The sequence below is a fragment of the Maribacter arenosus genome, from assembly GCF_014610845.1.
Taxonomy (GTDB): Bacteria; Bacteroidota; Bacteroidia; order Flavobacteriales; family Flavobacteriaceae; genus Maribacter_A; species Maribacter_A arenosus.
Window position 1 is genome coordinate 265,974 of sequence record NZ_JABTCG010000001.1, and the last position, 20,527, is coordinate 286,500.

The following is a 20,527-nucleotide window of genomic DNA, read 5'->3' on the forward strand; positions in this document are numbered from 1 at the left end:
TGTAATGAAAAATCAATTATTATGCCAAATATACTGACAAATAGGAATGCAGTTAACTGTTAAATGTTTTACCGAGGATTATTTCGATTATTACTTCGACGGTTGTTTTTGTTGCCTCCCCTATAATTCGAGTTTCTTTGGGATTGGGAATTAGACCTGTTCTGGTTTCTAGATCTTCCATGCCGTTGCGGGGTTTCGGTAATTTCTTCAGGATCTTCGCCCATAAAAGGATGTTCTCCCATGCGCGGAACATCTTGTTTGATCAATTTTTCGATATCCCGTAAAAAGGCCCGCTCTTCGGTATCACAAAAGGATAGGGCTATGCCACTAGCACTTGCCCTGCCTGTTCTACCGATCCTATGCACATAGGTTTCCGGTACGTTGGGTAGGTCATAATTAATAACCAATGAAAGATCATCTACATCGATACCGCGAGCTGCAATATCGGTCGCAATCAAAACTTTCAACTTTCCATCTTTAAAATCGCCCAAAGCTTTTTGCCGTGCCGTTTGTGATTTGTTGCCATGTATGGCGGCGGATTCTATGGATGCCTTGCCCAAAACCTTGACTATTTTATTGGCTCCGTGTTTCGTACGTGAAAACACAAGAACAGAACTATCGGGTTGTTCACCCAATAAATGCACAAGCAATTTAGGCTTGTTCTTTTTACTAACAAAATAAGCCCCCTGTTCAACTTTTTCTGCGGTGGCCTGTTGGGGTTTTACCGAGATTTGTTCAAAATCGCCTAGAATAGTCCTGGAAAGTGCTACAATATCTTTGGGCATAGTGGCTGAAAAGAAAAGGGATTGTCGTTTTGGCGGTAGCTTCGCTATTATTTTGCGAATATCATGTATAAACCCCATATCCAACATCTGGTCAGCCTCATCCAATACGGCATATTCAACATCCCTAAGTGAAATGTACCCCTGGTTCATTAAATCCAACAAGCGTCCCGGTGTGGCAATCAATATATCGACACCATTACGAAGTGCCTGGGTTTGCTTGCCCTGTTTCACGCCTCCAAAAATTACCGTATTTCGAATTCCCGTGAATTTGCCATACGCTGTAAAACTTTCACCTATTTGAATGGCCAACTCCCGGGTTGGGGTTACCACTAATGATTTTATTTTACGCGGGCCCTTATTCCGCTGTCCATCGTTGTATAAATGTTGTATAATGGGAACGGCAAATGCCGCTGTTTTACCCGTTCCGGTCTGTGCACAGCCCAAGAGGTCCTTCCCGCCTAAAAGAATAGGTATGGCCTGCTCTTGAATTGGGGTTGGTTGTGTATATCCTTCCTGCTCAAGAGCTTTGAGAATGGGTTCTATAATACCTAAATCTTTGAATGTCATGTATTTGAATAATAAGCGGCAAAGGTAACCTATTAATTTGGATATTAGTGATAAGCGAATTAATTGGGTATTAGTCCTTTAATCGCGGCCTCTGCGCAACGTTCCCCATCCATGGCTGCGGAAACAATGCCACCGGCATAGCCCCCACCTTCACCACAAGGAAACAAACCTTCTATCCCTATATGTTCCAGGTTCTCCTTTCTTGGGATGGTAACAGGGGAGGAGGTTCTTGATTCAACACCAACTATGTTGGCTTCAGCCGTATAATACCCATGCATTTTCTTGCCGAATTCCGTAAATCCAGCTCTAAGTCGACTACCAATCAATTTGGGAAGTAATGAATGCAAGGGGGCGGATTTCAAACCTGGTTGATAAGAGGAAGGGTTCAGGTCCTGGGATAATTTTCCTTCTACGAAATCTGTTAGGCGTTGTGCCGGGGCGGTTTGACAGCGTCCTCCTGCGGTAAATGCCAAACGTTCCAGGTTTTTTTGATATTCCAATCCTTTTAAATCACCGAACTTTTCATACTTGTGAATATCTTGGTCCACATTGATTTCTACAACAATACCAGAATTGGCAAAAAGATTATTGCGTTTAGAGGGTGACATTCCGTTGACTACCACCTCACCAGGAGCAGTAGCTGCCGGGACGATAAAGCCGCCAGGACACATACAGAAGGAATATACCCCTCTGTTGTAAACCTGCTGCACCAAACTATACGCAGCCGGAGGAAGCAATTCGTTTCTTTCCCTTTTGCAATGATATTGAATCGAATCTATAATGTGTTGTGGATGTTCTACCCGAACCCCCATCGCAAAGGATTTTGCCTTTATGGCGATCTTCTTGTCCTGCAGTAAATGAAATATATCCCGTGCGGAATGCCCCGTCGCGAGGATTACGCGGTCAACAGGTATTTCTTGTCCATTTTGCAATAGCAAGGCCACCAGTTTATTGTTCTTGATCGTAAAATCGGTAACACGACTTTCAAAATATATTTCACCCCCATGCGATAAAATCGTCTGACGTATGTTTTGAACGATTTTCGGGAGTTTGTTGGTACCAATATGCGGGTGTGCATCCACCAGAATCTGGTCTGTAGCCCCATGGTATACCAAATTTTCAAAAATACGGCGTACGTCACCTCTTTTTAAGCTTCTTGTATAAAGTTTGCCATCGGAATAAGTACCTGCTCCCCCTTCACCAAAGCAATAATTGGAATCTTCATTTACGATATGATCTTGATTAATGGCCTTTAAATCACGGCGACGATCCTGTACTTTTTTCCCACGTTCGAACACCACGGGTTTAAATCCCAATTCCAAACATCGTAATGCTGCCCACATTCCCGCAGGACCAAAACCTATGATATGAATTTTCTTGGCTTTGGAAACATCTTTGTAGTCAAAAGTGTACTCGGTATTTTCTTTGGGTTGTTCCCGAATGTAAACCTCCATTTTATAATTAAAATAGATGGTCGGTTTCCGCGCATCGATTGACTTACGCAGCACTTTTATAGTAAGATCATTTTCAGGTTCCCCCAAATAGGTAGCTACTTTTTTAAGCAGGATGCCTTTTCGGGATTCTTCCTTCAAGGAAACCCGTAATTGAATTTGTCTGACCATAGGGTAAAATTAGGGCAATTTCGAGAATAACTTAAATTATCCCTGAATTTCGATGAAATTCCACGGTAGACGTCTAGAATTGTTTTTTTTCGGAATCCTTTATAAGGCAACAAATTCTATTACTTGGTCGACTGCCTTATTTTATTCCAACACCTCATATGCAGTAAGGGTTTGCGCCTTGTTCTTCATCGTGATGTCGCCTATTTTTTTACATTTAAAGGCTTCTTTGACCATTTCATAACAGTTTTGGGAAATCAAGATTTGATTGGGTTGGGCCGCGTCCTGTAGCCGGGCCGCCGTATTCACGGTATCACCGATCACGGTATAGTCCAAACGCCTTAAACTGGCAGATCCAATATTTCCGGAAATCATTTCCCCGCTTTTAATCCCAATCGAAACTTTCGGTTTATAGCCCGCTATATCCTTTGATTCTGGCATGGCGTTGATTTGTTGCCGAACGGCCAAGGCCGCATCTATGGCCCTATCGAGGTGATATTCCCCTCGAAAAACCGCCATGATGGCATCGCCGATAAACTTGTCTACATGGCCCTCTTGTGAGATAATCTCTTTCACCATCACATCAAAATACGTGTTGAGCATCTTCACCACTTCATCAGGGGGCGTGGTTTCGCTAATAGCTGTAAAGCCACAGACGTCGATGAACATCACCGTCGCTTCCAAATTCTCATTGGCCATAATGGTCGACTCATATTCTTGGCCTCCCATAAAGTTGAGTACGTTTTCGTCTACATACATCTTTAGGATGTTGTTCTCTTTGATGGCCTTAAGGGTCTCCTTGAGCTGTTGTGCATGTTTCAATGTCTTTTCAACTGTTATGGTCAGGTCTTCAAAGTTAATCGGTTTGGTGATAAAATCGAATGCACCACGGTTCATTGCGGTACGAATATTCTCCATATCACCATAGGCCGAAACAATGACCGATTTCAGCAACGGATTTAGTTCGCTGATTTTGGAGAGCAATGTGAGCCCATCCATTTCTGGCATATTGATATCACTAAGTACGATATCGGTATCAGTTTCGGTCAGGAGTTTTTCCAAGGCATCCTTTCCATTTATTGCAAAAACAAATTCGTACTCATTTTGCCGAATCTGTTTTCGGAATTTTTGCTTAATGAGTACCTCCAAATCGGTCTCATCATCCACTACAAGTATCTTAGCCATTATTTAAGAGTTGTTAATTTGCTTTTCAATAGTGCAAAATCCAAAGGTTTGGTTAAAAAATCGTCGGCTCCCAGTCGTTTTGCCGTATTTCGGTTTTCCTCGTCACCGTATGCCGTAACCATCATGACCAATGGTGGCGGTTGTTCAAAGTCTTTTCTGATTTTTTCCAATAAGTCAAGACCGCTCATGCCGGGCATATTGATATCCGATAAAATCAATACCGCTTCCTGCTCCATGGTCTTCATAATATCCAATGCTTCCTCTCCCGAAAATGCAAAAACAAAATTCAGTACCCCGGTTCTGATTTCTTTTCGAAATCGCTGCTGGAAAAGCAATTGAACATCTTTTTCGTCGTCTACTACTAATATTTTCATACTATATGTGTTTTAATCCTTACTATTTCTTAGTGATTTCTGTATTAGGTAAAATGATGGTGAATTCGGTACCCATTCCTTCATGGGTCTCCACTTTGAGTTCACCCCCGTGCGCCTTCACGATATCATAACTTAAACTCAACCCCAGGCCGGTGCCTTCCCCACTTGGTTTGGTGGTGAAGAAAGGCTGGAAGATCTTTTCTTTTATGGCTAGGGGAATTCCGTTGCCATTATCCTTAACGCTAATGGTAATGGTATCCTTTTTCTTTTTAGTGTATACCGACACGGTAGGCTCATAACCTTCTTTTTGTTGCTCCTTTTTCTTTTTCACTACATAAAAGGCATTGGTAATTAAGTTTAGTATGACACGACCAATATCTTGCGCAACAATATTTACACTACCTAATGATTTATCAAAATCAGTTTCCAATTTGGCATTAAAGGATTTATCCTTCGCTCTAAGTCCATGGTAGGACAATCTTAGGTATTCATCTGCCAGTGCATTAATATTGGTTGCTTCCTTATCACTAGTATTATTCCGGCTGTGTTGTAACATCCCTTTCACAATCGCATCAGCCCTTCTGCCATGATGGTTGATTTTTTTCTGATTTTCTTTTATATCATCGGAGATGGAAATGGCCTCTTCCGTATTTCCCGCTTTAAGTTCTTCCTGCATTTCTTCAATCAATTCGGTATTCACCTCGGAAAAGTTGTTGACAAAGTTCAAGGGATTCTGGATCTCGTGGGCGATACCGGCCGTTAACTCCCCAAGACTGGCCATTTTTTCAGATTGAATAAGCTGGGATTGAGTGGCTTTTAGGTTTTCAAGGGATTTTTTTAGCTTGGCAGTTTGTTCATCAACCAGTTTCTGTAGTCGCTCTTTTTCACATTGCCATTCATTTTGATGCCATGTATCGCCGTCAGTTTTTACACCAAGCGAACCGTGCCAATGGGTCACTTTCCATTGCTCATCATAATAAAAAACAGTGCTAATTCTAAGGGGTAACAAGGTTTCATTCCGATCGATTGAATAGCTTACGTTTATTTCCGCTATAATGACTGCCGCATCGCTCTTTTTCGAAATTTGTTTTTTTACGATTTCTAAATCATACCTATAATTATCAAATAATCGTCTTTGTTGCCGCCCAATTTCAATTATGTTCTTAACCGCTTCCCTTCCAAAAATCTTTTCGTCTTGGGTAGTGCCATAACCCATAATATCATGTGAGAGGATACTATCCAATTCATCTAAGGATGAATCTTCCATAAACGATGCTACCCAATATTGATGGGTTTGTAGTAATTCTTTTTCTTTGGCTGTATCCATTTTAAATAGATTCAATTGGCAATGAAATCTTAAAAACTGTTCCCTCGTTTTCTTTGGTTTCCACCTTTAATTCCCCCCCATGAACTTTCACAATATCATAGCTTAACGATAATCCCAAACCTGTACCTTTTCCTGATGGTTTTGTGGTAAAAAATGGCTGAAATATTTTGTTCAACACTTCCTTAGGTATCCCATTCCCATTATCTTGTACCGATACCAATACCATGTTCCCTTGCTTCTTGGTACTCACGGTTACCGTTGGCTCGTACCCCTTGGTATTTTGGTCTTTCTTCTCTTTTACCACATAAAATGCATTGGTAATCAGGTTTAAAATAACCCTTCCAATATCTTGGGGAACAATATTTATTTTACCAATGGTGTCGTCAAAGTCGGTATTCAAAGTGGCATTGAATGATTTATCCTTGGCCCGTAATCCATGATAGGCAAGGCGGAGATATTCATCAGCTAGGGTATTTATATCCGTAGGCTCTTTTTGTCCGCTACTGCTTCTGCTATGCTGTAGCATGCCTTTGACAATGCCATCGGCCCGTTTTCCGTGAAAGATTATCTTATCCTCATTTTCGGCAACATCTTTGGCAAGGGCTTTGACTTCATCAAAATTTCCTTTTTTGATTTCTTCATCCATCTCTTGTAGCAGTTCCTTATTTACTTCAGAGAAATTATTGACAAAGTTCAAAGGGTTCTGTATTTCATGGGCTATACCGGCAGTCAATTCGCCTAGGGAAGCCATTTTTTCGGATTGAACCAATTGCGATTGAGTATTTTTTAATTCGGAATAGGCCTTTTCTATTTCCTTTGCCTGCGCCAATTCCTTATCACGTGATCGCTCACGTTCTTTTTGTTTTATTCTATTTCGCATGAAACGATCTACGATCAAAAATCCTATGATCAAGACGGAAGCGTATAATACATAGGCCCATATAGAGCGCCACCATGGCGGGGAAATGGTGATGGACAAGGTTTTACCTTCCTCGTTCCAAATGCCATAGGCATTGGATGCCCTTATCGCAATTTCATAGTTGCCAGGATCAAGGTTGGTGTAGGAAGCAAAGTTTCTATTATCATAGATCCAATCTTCATCATAACCAATCAACTTGTGTGCATATTGGTTCTTATTAGGATTGGCAAAATGCAATGCCGCAAATTCAAAACTCAAGTTGTTTTGCTCGTGTGATAGGCTAATATTTTCGGTGTTCAGCAAACTATTTGTTAAAGGATTATCCTCTCCCATATCGAGTACCGACTTATTGGAAATCAGCAAATCCGAAATAATCAACGCAGGCGGAACATTATTAGCCGTAACGCTGCTGAATGTTGTGAGTCCATGATCCCCACCAAAGTAAAATCGGCCATCGGTTGCACGGGTCGCCGCAAGGGACAAAAAAATATCCCCGCCCAGGCCATCGGAAGCATTGTAATTGATAAAGGTTACTTTACCCAAATTTTCATTGTTCACCATTTGGGAGAGTCCGTTTTGGGTAGCGATCCACATTTCGCCATTATCGCCTTCGAGAATCGCTTCGGTAAGGTTTGTGGGCAATCCATCTACTTCCGAGTAGCGGGTAAATTTTTCGGTTCCGGGATCTAGTTTGTTGATTCCTTCGGTTGTTGCTAACCAGATCATACCGCGACTATCCTCAAAAATGTCAAAAACGGTGTTACTACTTAGCGAATTTTTGTTATCAGGTTCGTAAATGAAATACTTTACCGTCTTGGCGACAGGATCTATTCTATTGATTCCTTGGCCATTGGCACTCACCCAAATATACGTATCGGTAATTTCAATATCCGCTATATTATTTCCACTGATGACCAGTTCCTGTTGGTTATTCGAAAACTGGCTTTCAAATGACATTGATTGATTACCATCGCTGGGTTTGATCAAGACGATACCGTAGAGCGAGGTATGTTCAGGAGGGTCGGAATTCCATTTATCATAGGCGTGGCTATCGTCCGTTTTATAGCGTAACGCGTAAGAACCTGGTTGTAAGGTTATGGGGGCAATTATAATCCTGTTTTTATAGGCTCCACCGGCATAAAAAGAATCCTCGAAATCCCCGAAATCCCAAATAGTGTCCTTTGCGGCGTTTTCAATCCAACCCCAATCTGCCATACTGGCTTCATCACCTTCCCCTACTGACATAACCCAATAGGTGCCGGCAGTCTCTATCTCTATTGGCAATGATCGATTCTCAAAATCCTTTACCTGATCAATAATCCCGATTTTTTGATCGGTAAGGGAAAGCTGTTCGATTTCCTCTATCAGATCTTGGGGATATACTTTTGTGGCTTTACTTACGACTCGTTGAAATTTACCTGTTTTGGGATCTAGGATATTAAGACCATTGTTGGTGCCCACCCATAACTTACCTTCTTGGTCTGGTTTTATAGCGCGTACTTGATTATTCGATATAGTATTGGATGTATAGGGTTCATATTTGTACCTTTTTAATTCCCGATAGTTTTGATCCAATTTTATCAGTCCGTCGCCCCATGTTCCCAACCACAAAGAGCCGTCTTCATCCTCCGCAATGCTTCTTACCGATCCGCCGAACATATCATCCACCACTTTGTAAGACACTTTTTCAAAAGTTTGTTTTTTTGGGTCGAAAATATTGAGCCCTCCACCACGTGTTCCTACATAAACAAAGCCGGGCTTCTTCTTTGATGCCGAAATTCCATAGACATTATTGAGACTGATGCTAAAGGGGTCGTCGTCGTCATGGGCCAAGTGCATGAAAGGTTTATTAATCGGATCGTATTTTAAAAGTCCTGCCTCCGCACTGCCAAACCAAAATATCCCACTCCTATCGATCATGAAATCGGTTATGGTAATATTCCAGCCGTGGCCTCGCATTTGTACTTTTCCGGCAATGGTGATTTGCTTATAGCTATCGGAAGTTCCTTCGAACTTCAGCATTCCACGAAAATTGTTGCCTATCCAAATGTTGCCTTGATGATCGGATAGGATCCTGTTCCAATTGTTCCATGGGCTTTGGGCATCTTCGTCATATTCCTTGATGGTTTTTAAACCACCCGATTTGAGATCATATTTGTAAACACCTGTACGTGTTGTTATCCAAAGGGTATCGTTTGCATCGGTAAATAATGACGTAATGGAATTTTCGGGATTCACAAAGTCAAAATCTCCCCATTGTTCAGAGGTTACCGGCCGAAAAGCGGTTTCGTTTTTGGCCATATGCATTAAGCCGTACACGGTTGATCCAAACCAAATTCCACCTTCAGCGTCCTCTGTTATCGCAATTGACATACCATAATGGACTGGCTCTTCAACATTCGGAATCACATAAGGTGCGAATTTCCATTGATCTGTAATAGGATCATAGACCAATAACTCCATGAATTGTGAAGTTGCCCAAAGACGTTGTTCAGAATCTTTAAAAATATTGAATACACGGCCACCATTAGGGGGGATATTGAAAATTTCACCGAACGGATAATTGATAAACCCATTTTTTTTTCGGTCGTATTTAGAAATACCGAAGTCACTAGCTACCCAAATATTGTGATCGGCATCTTCCTCAAGCCCCCAAGCGTTATTGTTCATCAAACTAGTTGCCTCCCCTGGAATAGTCTTAAAGGTCTCGAAGCGATATCCATCATACTTTTGAACCCCATTGGTCGTTGCGATCCAAATAAGGCCATAACTGTCTTGCATTACATCCTGTACATTTGGTGATGCCAAACCTTCAGATATCGAGAGGTAGGATGGATCGATCTGTTGGGTGCCACTTTGGGAAAACGCCATTAGGGTACTTAAACCTATCGAAGCAATGAGAAGTATTGGTTTAATTCGCATGTAGTCAAATTTGTTTGGTCAATAGTAAATATACTGTTTAAAGCAAAATAAGCAATATTAGGCCATTGGTAATTCAATTATAAATATTGTTCCTTCGCCTTCCTTGGTCTCTACCTTCAGTTCCCCGCCATGCCCTTTAGTGATGATGTCATAACTCATGCTCAGGCCCAGGCCGGTGCCTTGTCCGGTTGGTTTGGTCGTGAAAAAGGGTTGAAAGATCTTGTCGAGAACATTTTGTGGGATCCCGTTCCCGTTGTCCTTAACAGAGATTTCTACTTTGCCATCTTTCTTTTTCGAACGTATTGAAACGGTAGGCTCATAGCTTTCGATCCCTGACTTTTTCTTTTCATCGACCACATAAAATGCATTTGTTATTAAATTGAGGATGACCCTGCCGATATCCTGCGGAACCACCTTGATCTTCCCAATGGTGTCGTCAAAATCGGTGTTCATAGTGGCGTTGAAACCCTTGTCCTTCGCCCGTAAACCATGATAGGCCAAGCGAAGATATTCATCGGCCAGGGCATTGATGTCCGTGGGTTCTTTTACCCCACTGCTGCTACGGCTGTGCTGCAACATGCCCTTTACAATGGCATCGGCCCGTTTGCCGTGGTGGAGAATCTTCTCAAGGTTTTGTTTGACATCTTTAGCGATGGCTTTGGTTTCCTTATAATCCCCTTTTTCGATTTCCTCGTTCATCTCATCGATCAGCTCGTTGCTCACTTCCGAGAAATTATTCACGAAGTTCAACGGATTTTGGATCTCATGGGCAATGCCGGCCGTCAGCTCCCCTAGACTGGCCATTTTCTCGGATTGGATAAGTTGGGATTGGGTGGCTTCCAATTGTTTCAATGTTGTCTGTATTTCTTCTTTTTGTTCACTTAGGACTTTATTTGCTTTTTGTTTGTTTTTGTTATTTCTAAACAGGATAAAACTTAGCAATAAGGCTGATAAAAGGGCTCCAGCAATGCTGAAGATCCAAATTTTTTGAACTTTGTTTGCCTGATCTGCCATAAGGCTTTCTTGTTCCGCTGCATCAATCTTTCTTTGGCTTTTTTCCAAGATGTCTCTAATTTCAGCATCTGCCAGACGATTTGCTGCATCTAATTTGTCATTTTCAGCTCTAATTTCCTCATATCTTTTGAGGTATTGAAACGCTTTATCTTTTTGCCCAAGCTTTTCATAAATTTCAGATAACATCAAACTTAGTTCGCTTTCTACTTTTGTTCGAGGTAAGTTTGTATCCTTTTCCATTTGTAAAGCAAGCAGCGCATGTTCTAATGCCTTTTTGTAATCTCCCATTTCCTGATAACATTCAGCCGTGTACATAGCCATAAAAGGATTCCCATTTTTTTTACCCAAATCAATATAACTTGCCAATGCTTTTTGAAAATAGGGGATAGCGGCTGAAAATTGTTGTTTGTCTTTTAGTATTTGACCCTCCAGGCTATTTTGGCGCGCCAAATAATAGTTACGGGTTTGTTCGTTGGGCTCCTCGAGGGACAGAACCATATATTCCCTGGCTTTGTCATATTTTTTTATATAGTAATTTGAGAAAGAAGCTTGGTTATAGACATTGAATATATTAGTCGAATCCTTTTGTTGCATTAAGAGCGGGATTAATTTTTCATAGATAGCAGCGGCCTTATCATACATTACAAGATTTCTATATGAAGTTCCAATACTTTCATAGGCATCGGCCAGCATGGTAACATCACCATTTTGCTCAAATATTGCAATACTTTTTAAATAGTATTCAATAGCAAGTGCATATCTTCCAGCACCGCTATATCCTTGAGCCATAGATGCTATAATCAATCCATAGGTGTTTTCATTTTCATTTTGGGTAATGAATTCAATCATTTCTGCTTCCAGTTTTTTGATATCATCTTCCCTTCCCAATTTTTTTAAATTATACATTTTACCAGCAGTAGCTGCAAATATCGGATACACCTGACCCAATTCCTTCCAGATCTTAATGGCCGTTTCTTGTGTTTGCAACGATGCCTCAAAATCGCCCAGCATAAATTGAAAATAGTTAAGGTTATATAGGATATTTGCTTGAATCTCTTTGTCATCAAGCTTTTCAAAGTATTGATATGTGTCAGTGGCAACATTCCTTAGATTTTCCCAATCTTGCCCGTTACTATAAACTATATTTGGAAGCGTCTCATAGTATTTTCCTAAATCTTGGTCTGGGTCTTTTGAAAGCCATTCGGCTTGCTTCCTATAATAATTTGCCATCGAACCAGAACCATGAAATGATGATAAGGTCTGGTAATACATGATTTTTCCACCTTTGAATTTAATTTTTTCAGAAAGTAACCGCGCTTCCCGAGTTGCTATTAAACCCTTTTTAAATAATTCCAAATCATAAAAACAAGCCCTAGCGTATTGATTGAGGAGGCGTACTTTTTCTTCGTCATTTTTAGGATGCGAATCTACAAGATGTAGTATACTGTCAATTTTAGATAGATTGACGAGCTGTATATCCTGGGCACTGATTGTAACATTTGTAAAACATATCAGCATCAAATTGAATATCATTTGACTTGTTTTCATATAGTTTTAATTGTTGATAAAATATTGGTTTCATAAATTTTAGAATTATCCTTGATTTGGTAGACTAAATGCAAATGTTGTTCCTTCGCCTTCCTTGGTCTCTACCTTCAGTTCCCCGCCATGCCCTTTAGTGATGATGTCATAACTCATGCTCAGGCCCAGGCCGGTGCCTTGTCCGGTTGGTTTGGTCGTGAAAAAGGGTTGAAAGATCTTGTCGAGAACATTTTGTGGGATCCCGTTCCCGTTGTCCTTAACAGAGATTTCTACTTTGCCATCTTTCTTTTTCGAACGTATTGAAACGGTAGGCTCATAGCTTTCGATCCCTGACTTTTTCTTTTCATCGACCACATAAAATGCATTTGTTATTAAATTGAGGATGACCCTGCCGATATCCTGCGGAACCACCTTGATCTTCCCAATGGTGTCGTCAAAATCGGTGTTCATAGTGGCGTTGAAACCCTTGTCCTTCGCCCGTAAACCATGATAGGCCAAGCGAAGATATTCATCGGCCAGGGCATTGATGTCCGTGGGTTCTTTTACCCCACTGCTGCTACGGCTGTGCTGCAACATGCCCTTTACAATGGCATCGGCCCGTTTGCCGTGGTGGTTTATTTTTTCAAGGTTTTGTTTTATGTCATCGGCAATCGCTTTTGCCTCATCCAGATCCCCTTTGGCTATTTCCTCGTTCATCTCATCGATCAGCTCGTTGCTCACTTCCGAGAAATTATTCACGAAGTTCAACGGATTTTGGATCTCATGGGCAATGCCGGCGGTAAGTTCTCCAAGGGAAGCCATTTTCTCGGATTGGACCAACTGATTCTGAGTGGCCTTTAGTTCGCTCAAGGTGATTTCGACGCTTTGTTTCGCTTTCTCCAATTTGGTAAAGTCTTCATATCGGGCATAGGCAATGGCAAAGGCATCTGCCAAAGATTGTACCAATTCGATTTGTTCAACATTCAAGGGATTCTCGCTGCCAACGTAAAGCATGCCTTGGGTGAAAGGAATGAAATGGAGATTTAAGGAATCCGGTGGATTTACTGCTCCTTGATAGGTGGCTTTATCAGAGATTTGCCCCCGTTCCATCAAGGATTGTGTCCAACTTAAAAATTCTTCCCGGTTCCAATGTTCTTTAAAAATTTTTCCTTTCCTCCAATGGGCCACTGTATTTTCAGTAAATGGGTCGGCATTGAATTGAAGATGCAACACCCCTAGGGAATGCCCATTTGGAGCTGATAAATAGACCTCTACATTTTGGGTAGGTTCATCAATGATAAAAACGCCGCAACGGATAAAAGGCACCCCCATGGTAGTCAATTCATTCCATAACAGCGGGGTAATGCGATCTAGATCGGCTGTTGATCGCATACTGGCAATTTGCCCGCGCACCCGGTCTAAAGATGCTTGTTTGGTTGCTTCCCTGGCTTGCGCCTCGGCTTTTTGAAGGTCGAGGAATCGTGTATAGGTCTGTTCGAAGACTTTGGCAAAACGTTTGAATATTTCATGGGCATCCGGTACGGGTTCATAAGTAATGAACATTAAATATCCATGAGGGAAATAAACGATATGGAATATTTGAAAAGTGGGCAATGATAAGCCCGCCTTGATAAGCTCTTCCAAAATTTTACCCACTTTAGGCAGGGTACGCATAAAGTCGTAATGCTTTACCAGCGCATCGCCACCCAATTCCTCTACATAAAAAGTTTCCCCGCTTTGCAGAGGGTCATAAAAATTATAGCCTTCACCAATGGTCGGTAAAATAAATGAATTTTGAATTTCCCCTTCACTACTCATATTGCAGGAAGCCGTTTTTTTGTCCTCATTTTCCCAGATGCAATACCCTGCACTCCATGCGGGGATCCCTAATTCCTGTACCTGTAAAAACAAGTTGTTAGCAGCTTCCGGCAATTCATGACTTTGCTGCATGGCCATGGTACGGCTACGTACTTTTTCTAAAGCGTTTTCTATCTGTGCTTCCCTTGCTTGTGCTTCCGCCTTTTGTAGATCGAGGAATCGAGTGTATGATTGTTCAAAAACATGTGCGAACCTTTTAAAAATTGCGTTTTCCTCATCCCTAAATGGGATAGCGCGGTAATTACCAACATACAGGTCAATATTCTTCAACAAGAAACTTGAACGTGCAAAGCCAGGAGCATTCAGAATATAATCTTTTATTTTTTCAGGGAAATGTTTTAGATCTGAATATTTGATCAGATGCTCATGCCACTCCTTGTTTACTTTAGCGGAAAAAACATCTGCTAAAAAAGTAATTCCTTCTTTTTGGGCTTTATAAATTCCTTTTAGTATTGGGCTGTCAAATGTTGGCACTTCCATAAGTATTGGCATGGGTTGCCCCTTAGAAGTTATCCAAAAGGTGAAGTCACCTTCTTGGTTATTCTTTGCGAAACTAACGGTATCAAAATTTAAATTCAACTGCTGCAACTGCTCGGAGACAACACCGATCACTTCCAGCATTTCTTTACTTTTATGCATAGCCATCGTACGGCTTCTTACTTTTTCCAAGGCAGCTTCTATCTGTGCCTCCCTTGCCTGTGCTTCTGCTTTTTGAAGGTCCATAAAACGTATATAGGCCTGTTCAAAAACTTTGGCGAAACGTTTCATGATGTCGGCATCGCTTTCAGAAGGTATTGCACCAGTAAGCGAAGGAATTAAAATTGCAGAATTTTTAGACCAAGCGGCAGAAAGTCTATGTTTATCAGCTTGAAGCACATATTGTTTATAGTCTTCCGGCATGTGTTTATAATCACTTTGTTCAAAGGCTTGTTCAAAAAAATCGTTTTTCGCTTCTACAGGAAATTCTTTAGAGAAATAGGTGTCTCCTCCAATTTTTGAATCCCAAGCTTCATTAAAAATAGGGTTATCAAAATAGGGCACTAAATATCTTCCCGAAGTTGAAAAGTCGTCAACGGCAATCCAATGCACAACATCTTTATTGTCTGGGAAGTAGGTGCAAAGAATCACACCTCCTGCGTCATATATAACTCCTAATTCTTTTAATTTTTCAGCAACAACAGCAACTACTTCCTGAAGTTCATCAGGTTTGTGCATTGCCAAAGACCGGGACCGCACTTTTTCTAAAGCAGCTTCAATCTGTGCTTCTCTCGTTTGCGCCTCAGCTTTTTGCAAATCTTCAAAACGTTTATAGGCTAAATCAAATGCACCTCCCATTTTGGTTAAAATGGTTTCCATTTCATCTGAAGGTGGATTTAATAAATCGATAACTAATTTCCCGTTATTTAGTTTTTTTACTGTATGATGCAGACGTTCTAATTTTGTGGTTTCAGTATACTCTTTAACTTCATCGGCAATTTTATCTTGATTGTTTTCCCGCAACCATTCGATTATTCTCTTAAGGTCTTTTCCTTCTTGTACTTCTATAAAGTAATTTTCAGGATTTTCCCAAACCCGTTTCACATATAAATTTGGATCTCTTTTTTTGAGCTTAAACGTAATATCGAAGGGAATTTGATAGCCATTGTTATCTTTTTCAAGCGTAGAGAGATCCCACATTCTTACTTTATCATCGCCTTCATTTAAGAAAATAGTCGCAGCAACGACATCTGGAATGTCTAATGCCATAACTTCTTCTTTAAGTTTGGCAACAACTTCCATAATTTCTTCAGATTTGTGCATGGCTAAAGCTTTAGCTCGCACGCGTTCAACAGCGAGATTTATTTGCGCTTCCCTGGCTTGCGCCTCAGCCTTTTCTAGATCGAGGAAGCGTGCATAAGTCTGTTCAAACACCCTTGTAAACCGAGCTAGCAAAGCCTCTTCTTCTTCTTCAAGGTGAGAACCCGCAACTAAGTGCAAGTATCCATGTGAAAAATTAAAGCAATAAAATACAGTTGGATCAGGAAACTGATTACGCACCATTTCTTCAGCTTCTTTAGAATTAAAGGTGGTAATGGCATATTCAAGATGTTTTCGTCGCTCTTTACCTGCAACGGTTTGGTGGAATACCGTCTGTTGTTTTTTCCATGCCTCGTAACGTTCGTTAAAATAGACATCTCCAGTTAAAGGAAGATAAAACAACCCTAAAGAGTCTCCGCCCGGACTTGTGACCCAAGTGGATTGTAATTGGGTTTCCTCATTTATTTCTACATACCCGCAAGTTGCAAAGTTGGTAACACCAAGTGCTATTAATTCTTTGTATAAAAGGACTACGACATCTTGAAGCTCTATACCTTTTTGCATAGCCATGGTTCGGCTTCTTACCTTTTCTAAAGCTGCCTCGATTTGCGCTTCCCTTGTTTGTGCTTCGGCTTTTTGGAGGTCCATAAAACGGATATAGGCTTGTTCAAATACCTTGGCAAAGCGTTTCAGCAGCTCATTTTCTTGTACAGTGTAGGGTTCATTGGTATATCGTGCTATTTGAATCCCGGAATTCTTGGCGAAAGCAAGGGAGGTAGAAAAAGCGGAGGAGTTGACCATCTTATTTTTCAGGTTCTTTGGAAAATCGCCATGTTTAAGTAACTGGTGTATGTATTCCTCTTTGGTCTTACCTGTATAGGTCCTTGCAAACAGTTCGGCCCGTTCTTTGATCGCCTTATTATAATCGCGTTGTACTTTGGTGGTTTTATTATAAGGAATCCGGAGGGCCTTGCCCATAGGTACCCCACCTATCCAGACATCATAATCTTGCTTTTCTTCTATGATACCGCTCATCCCAACGGCATCCATCACTAACCCTAATTCCTTCAGTTGGTCATAAACGGCATTGGCCACCTGCTGCATTTCGTCCGAGGAGTGCATGGCTAAAGATTGGGAACGTACTTTTTCAAGAGCCGTTTCAATCTGTGCTTCTCTTGCCTGCGCTTCTGCTTTTTGCAGATCGAGGAAACGAGTGTAGGTGCGCTGAAATTCCTTGGAAAAACGATTTAATATTTTTTTTTCATCGTCATCAAGCTGCCGTTTTATCATAATACCAAAGCAACCATAGTCCATATAGGCATCTATATAGTACAATCCATCTGGAAATAGTTCTGGTTTAAATTTATCAACGCCATCTAGCAGTTCAGACCATGTGGAAAAGTAGTCTTCAACTTCATCTGGCTGGACAGTGTTTACATGCACAGTTTCTTCACTTTCCCAGGCTAAATAACAAGCTTTAATGGAGGGTTCACTCTTGTCTAAAGGGAAAGTAACCGCTTTATTCTTGTAAATGGTTTTACTCTTCTTGCGTTCACTCCAAGTTGCCCAAAACTTATGATTATTTTCAGTTTCGTCAGGTAGCCATAAATAGGAAAATTCAGAATCTATACCCAGTAATTGTAGTTGTTCATGAAAAACTTGCGCCGTTGTATTTAACTCATTGGAGTGTTGCATAAGCATACTTTGGGTTCGCGTGCGTTCTAAGGCTGCTTCAATTTGTGCTTCCCTTGCTTGTGCTTCTGCTTTTTGAAGGTCTAAAAATCGCGTATAGGTTTGCTCGAAAACCTTTGCGAAACGTTTGAAAATATCATAGGCATCCGGCACATGCTCTTTAGTAATGAACAATAAATAGCCATATTTAAAATATACGACATGGTCTATTTGATAGGTTGGAAAACCGTCATTTGTTTCCTTTAGTTGTTTAAGAACATCACCAATAACAGGTAATGTGCTCATATATTCGTAATGATCTATACAGGCTTTACCTGAAAATTCCTGAATGAAGATGGATTCTCCCTTTTGCCCTTTTTCGTAATATTCCTTAAAAATACCTTTTCTTGGAACTGAATAAGTTGGAAGAATGCCCGCTTCATTCCCAAACCATTCAGTGGATTCTTTGTCACCATAAATATTAAAAGCACAACCCCAAGTTTTAACACCTAAAGCTCTTACTTGTTCATCTAACAAGTAAGAAGCTTCTTGTAATTCATCGCTATGTTGCATTGCCATGGTTCGTGCGCGGACTCTTTCCAATGCCAATTCAATTTCTGATTCTCTGGCTTGGGCTTCTGCTTTTTGTAAATCTAAAAATCTGGTATACGTTTGTTCGAAAACTTTAGCGAATCGTATAAAAATATCGTGTGCATTTGGTACAGGTTCATGTGTAATAAACATGAGATACCCTTCCTTAAAATAGGCACAATGAATAATTTGAAAAGTTGGAAACGAAAGTCCAGCTTTAGCTAATGCTTTCACCTCAGGAATAGAAACCAAATACTTGTAATGGTCTTCTAGTACCTTACCTTCCTGCTCTAAAACAAATAAAGCGTCTCCTCTTTTTTCTGCTTCGCGAAAAAGTAGATACACGTCTTCACTAGAATTTGTTCTAAATGGTGGCTGAAGTCTATCTTTACCTGCCATCCAAGCCGTAGCAAATTTCTTGTCTTTATCCCAAATATTAAAACCACAAGCAAAGGAATTTATGCCTAGTTCCTCAACTTGTTGAAATAGAAGCAAAGCGGTATCTCTTAATTCATCACTTCGCTGCATACCCATAGTTCGGCTTCGTACTTTTTCTAATGCCAATTCTATTTGAACCTCTCGTGCTTGTTTTTCTGCTTTTTGTAAGTCCAAGAAACGTCTATGTGCTAAATCAAACGCACTCGCAAATTGTATTAAAATATCTATATCCTCAGCAGGTGGTTTTTTTACAACGCCAGGTAAACTATAACCAATTTCTCCGTGTGTAGTACGTGCCATGACAAATGTTAATCCACCAATATGTTTTATATCCTCATGGGTTGGTGCTTGAGGATCTATATTCTGAAAATCGCCCAAGTTGACCATTTTATCTACATAATCAATAGCTTCTTTTGCGTTCATGGCGTACACCACAGTTGCATTATTGCTTTTTTCCCATTTAGCTAATAATGGAATGTCACCATGCATATGTCTTGGCAATTCCATTACAAAACCAATTTTACTTCCATCACCAGAAGTCATGGCTTTTTCATAGGTTTCTGGCAGCCACATCATGTGCCAGAAATAATGCGCTTCGTGACCTAATTTGGTAAATTCATTGCGCATCGTCACTACAATATCGAGTAGGTCAGAAGATTGTTGCATGGCAACGGCTTGAGCTCGAATACGTTCTAAAGCTCCTTCGATTTCTAGTTCTCGGTTTTTCGCCTCTAGCTCAACCGTTCGTCGTTTTATAGCTTCTCTTAATTCTTGGTTTTCCTCATTTACTTTATCGAAACCTATGGATTCCCCTTCATCTGTTTTGCTATCGGCTATAGAGAAATGCTGATAGATAAACTTCCAGCCTTCTTTTTTTTCTATTAAGACTGACGAAAATCTAAAACGGCCATAATAGGTCCAATCGGTGCCGTTTATAAACCAAGCATCAAAAATATGAGTTATAAAAATAAGGTCGTCAAAAGCTTCAATTGTAGTCGTTTCATTTCGAAGGTCTGTTTTACCAGAGAATTGCTCCGCCGTTTCCTTAAAAAATTGAGTGGTATCTTTTCGGTTTAGAAATTCTTCATTATCGGTAGAACCGATAAAGTGGTATTCATCAGCAAAATAGCTATCATAAGTAATAACATCACCATTTAAGTAACTATGCATCCAAGTGTCATAGATCTTTAATATTTCTTCTTTCTTTTTGTTGGTGAGTTTCATGGATTGATAGTTGTTGGTAAAGGGATAATAAAACTTGAACCTTCCCTTTCTGGCGTTTCTATGTTTGATTTAAAACAAAATGCAGTATCAAAACTAGTAGGTGTTGATAAACTTTTTCTCGAGTTATGCCCAGTTGATTTGGAGGAATAATAGGACTGGGGTATTTTATCATGTGCTTTCTGTGGGTCTGTGATTCTGAAGTTTTCGAAAGAAATAAAATCCCCCATTTCACAAATTGGGGGATTTTTTGTTTTTGAGCCAATAATTGCCATTGGCCGAAGGCAATAAAAAGTAATATCAACTAAGAATACCTTTGCGGTTTTAGTATCATCAACTTTTGTATGTATTAGTGTCATCAAAAAAAACCGGTCGGTTATAATTTCATTTATTTCAATTGTTAATGTACGATTTTTTCAATTATGGTACGTTTCTGAAAAAATAACTGATTAGCAATTATAAATCGTAAAACCACGCTTTTTTTTACCGCCTTGTTGAAGTCTCTTTTTTAAAGGGGTCTAACTCGAATTTTAAAACTCTACCCTTGATAAAACTAGGTATGGAATACACTTGTTTTATATGATACTGGAACAACAGAAACCCTACATTACACAGTGGGCTATTCATGAAGGTTCTTATCCTTTCTTTGGATTATAGCTCAATGTTACAATCCATCCTAAAATAGTGACAACTCGGTA

Annotated in this window: 9 protein-coding genes; all 9 read right to left on the bottom strand. The window is 40.3% G+C overall.

Going from position 1 to position 20,527, the window contains the following annotated elements:
- Window positions 1-68: 68 nt before the first annotated feature.
- Entirely contained in the window at window positions 69-1,352 is a 1,284-nt protein-coding gene (locus HPE63_RS01235) for a DEAD/DEAH box helicase (protein WP_188312408.1), read from the bottom strand.
- Window positions 1,353-1,411: 59 nt separating this feature from the next.
- Window positions 1,412-2,974: an NAD(P)/FAD-dependent oxidoreductase gene (locus tag HPE63_RS01240; RefSeq protein WP_188312409.1), complete on the bottom strand. Its 1,563-nt coding sequence runs from the start codon at window positions 2,972-2,974 to the stop codon at window positions 1,412-1,414.
- 141 nt (window positions 2,975-3,115) lie between these two features.
- Window positions 3,116-4,156 (bottom strand): adenylate/guanylate cyclase domain-containing response regulator, encoded by a 1,041-nt coding sequence (locus HPE63_RS01245; protein WP_188312410.1) that lies wholly within the window; start codon window positions 4,154-4,156, stop codon window positions 3,116-3,118.
- Window positions 4,156-4,530, bottom strand: a complete 375-nt coding sequence (locus HPE63_RS01250; RefSeq protein ID WP_188312411.1) for a response regulator — start codon at window positions 4,528-4,530, stop codon at window positions 4,156-4,158. The genes HPE63_RS01245 and HPE63_RS01250 overlap by 1 nt, the downstream gene beginning before the upstream one ends.
- 22 nt (window positions 4,531-4,552) lie before the next feature.
- Window positions 4,553-5,857: a sensor histidine kinase gene (locus HPE63_RS01255; protein WP_188312412.1), complete on the bottom strand. Its 1,305-nt coding sequence runs from the start codon at window positions 5,855-5,857 to the stop codon at window positions 4,553-4,555.
- Between the two features lies 1 nt (window position 5,858).
- Window positions 5,859-9,698, bottom strand: coding sequence for a sensor histidine kinase (locus HPE63_RS01260; RefSeq protein ID WP_188312413.1), 3,840 nt, complete (start codon window positions 9,696-9,698; stop codon window positions 5,859-5,861).
- Between the two features lie 57 nt (window positions 9,699-9,755).
- Window positions 9,756-12,260, bottom strand: a complete 2,505-nt coding sequence (locus HPE63_RS01265; protein ID WP_188312414.1) for an ATP-binding protein — start codon at window positions 12,258-12,260, stop codon at window positions 9,756-9,758.
- Between the two features lie 45 nt (window positions 12,261-12,305).
- Window positions 12,306-19,832 carry an ATP-binding protein gene (locus HPE63_RS01270; protein ID WP_188312415.1) on the bottom strand — a complete coding sequence of 2,509 codons (7,527 nt, stop codon included), beginning with the start codon at window positions 19,830-19,832 and terminating at the stop codon, window positions 12,306-12,308.
- Complete coding sequence (locus tag HPE63_RS01275) at window positions 19,829-20,188, bottom strand: hypothetical protein (RefSeq protein ID WP_188312416.1); 360 nt, start codon at window positions 20,186-20,188, stop codon at window positions 19,829-19,831. Before HPE63_RS01275 ends, HPE63_RS01270 begins: the two co-directional genes overlap by 4 nt.
- Between the last annotated feature and the right edge of the window lie 339 nt (window positions 20,189-20,527).

Coding starts and splice junctions, on each gene's coding strand:
- HPE63_RS01235 (WP_188312408.1), bottom strand. CDS start 1,352: ATGACATTCAAAGATTTAGGTATTATAGAACCCATTCTCAAAGCTCTT.
- HPE63_RS01240 (WP_188312409.1), bottom strand. CDS start 2,974: ATGGTCAGACAAATTCAATTACGGGTTTCCTTGAAGGAAGAATCCCGA.
- HPE63_RS01245 (WP_188312410.1), bottom strand. CDS start 4,156: ATGGCTAAGATACTTGTAGTGGATGATGAGACCGATTTGGAGGTACTC.
- HPE63_RS01250 (WP_188312411.1), bottom strand. CDS start 4,530: ATGAAAATATTAGTAGTAGACGACGAAAAAGATGTTCAATTGCTTTTC.
- HPE63_RS01255 (WP_188312412.1), bottom strand. CDS start 5,857: ATGGATACAGCCAAAGAAAAAGAATTACTACAAACCCATCAATATTGG.
- HPE63_RS01260 (WP_188312413.1), bottom strand. CDS start 9,698: ATGCGAATTAAACCAATACTTCTCATTGCTTCGATAGGTTTAAGTACC.
- HPE63_RS01265 (WP_188312414.1), bottom strand. CDS start 12,260: ATGAAAACAAGTCAAATGATATTCAATTTGATGCTGATATGTTTTACA.
- HPE63_RS01270 (WP_188312415.1), bottom strand. CDS start 19,832: ATGAAACTCACCAACAAAAAGAAAGAAGAAATATTAAAGATCTATGAC.
- HPE63_RS01275 (WP_188312416.1), bottom strand. CDS start 20,188: ATGACACTAATACATACAAAAGTTGATGATACTAAAACCGCAAAGGTA.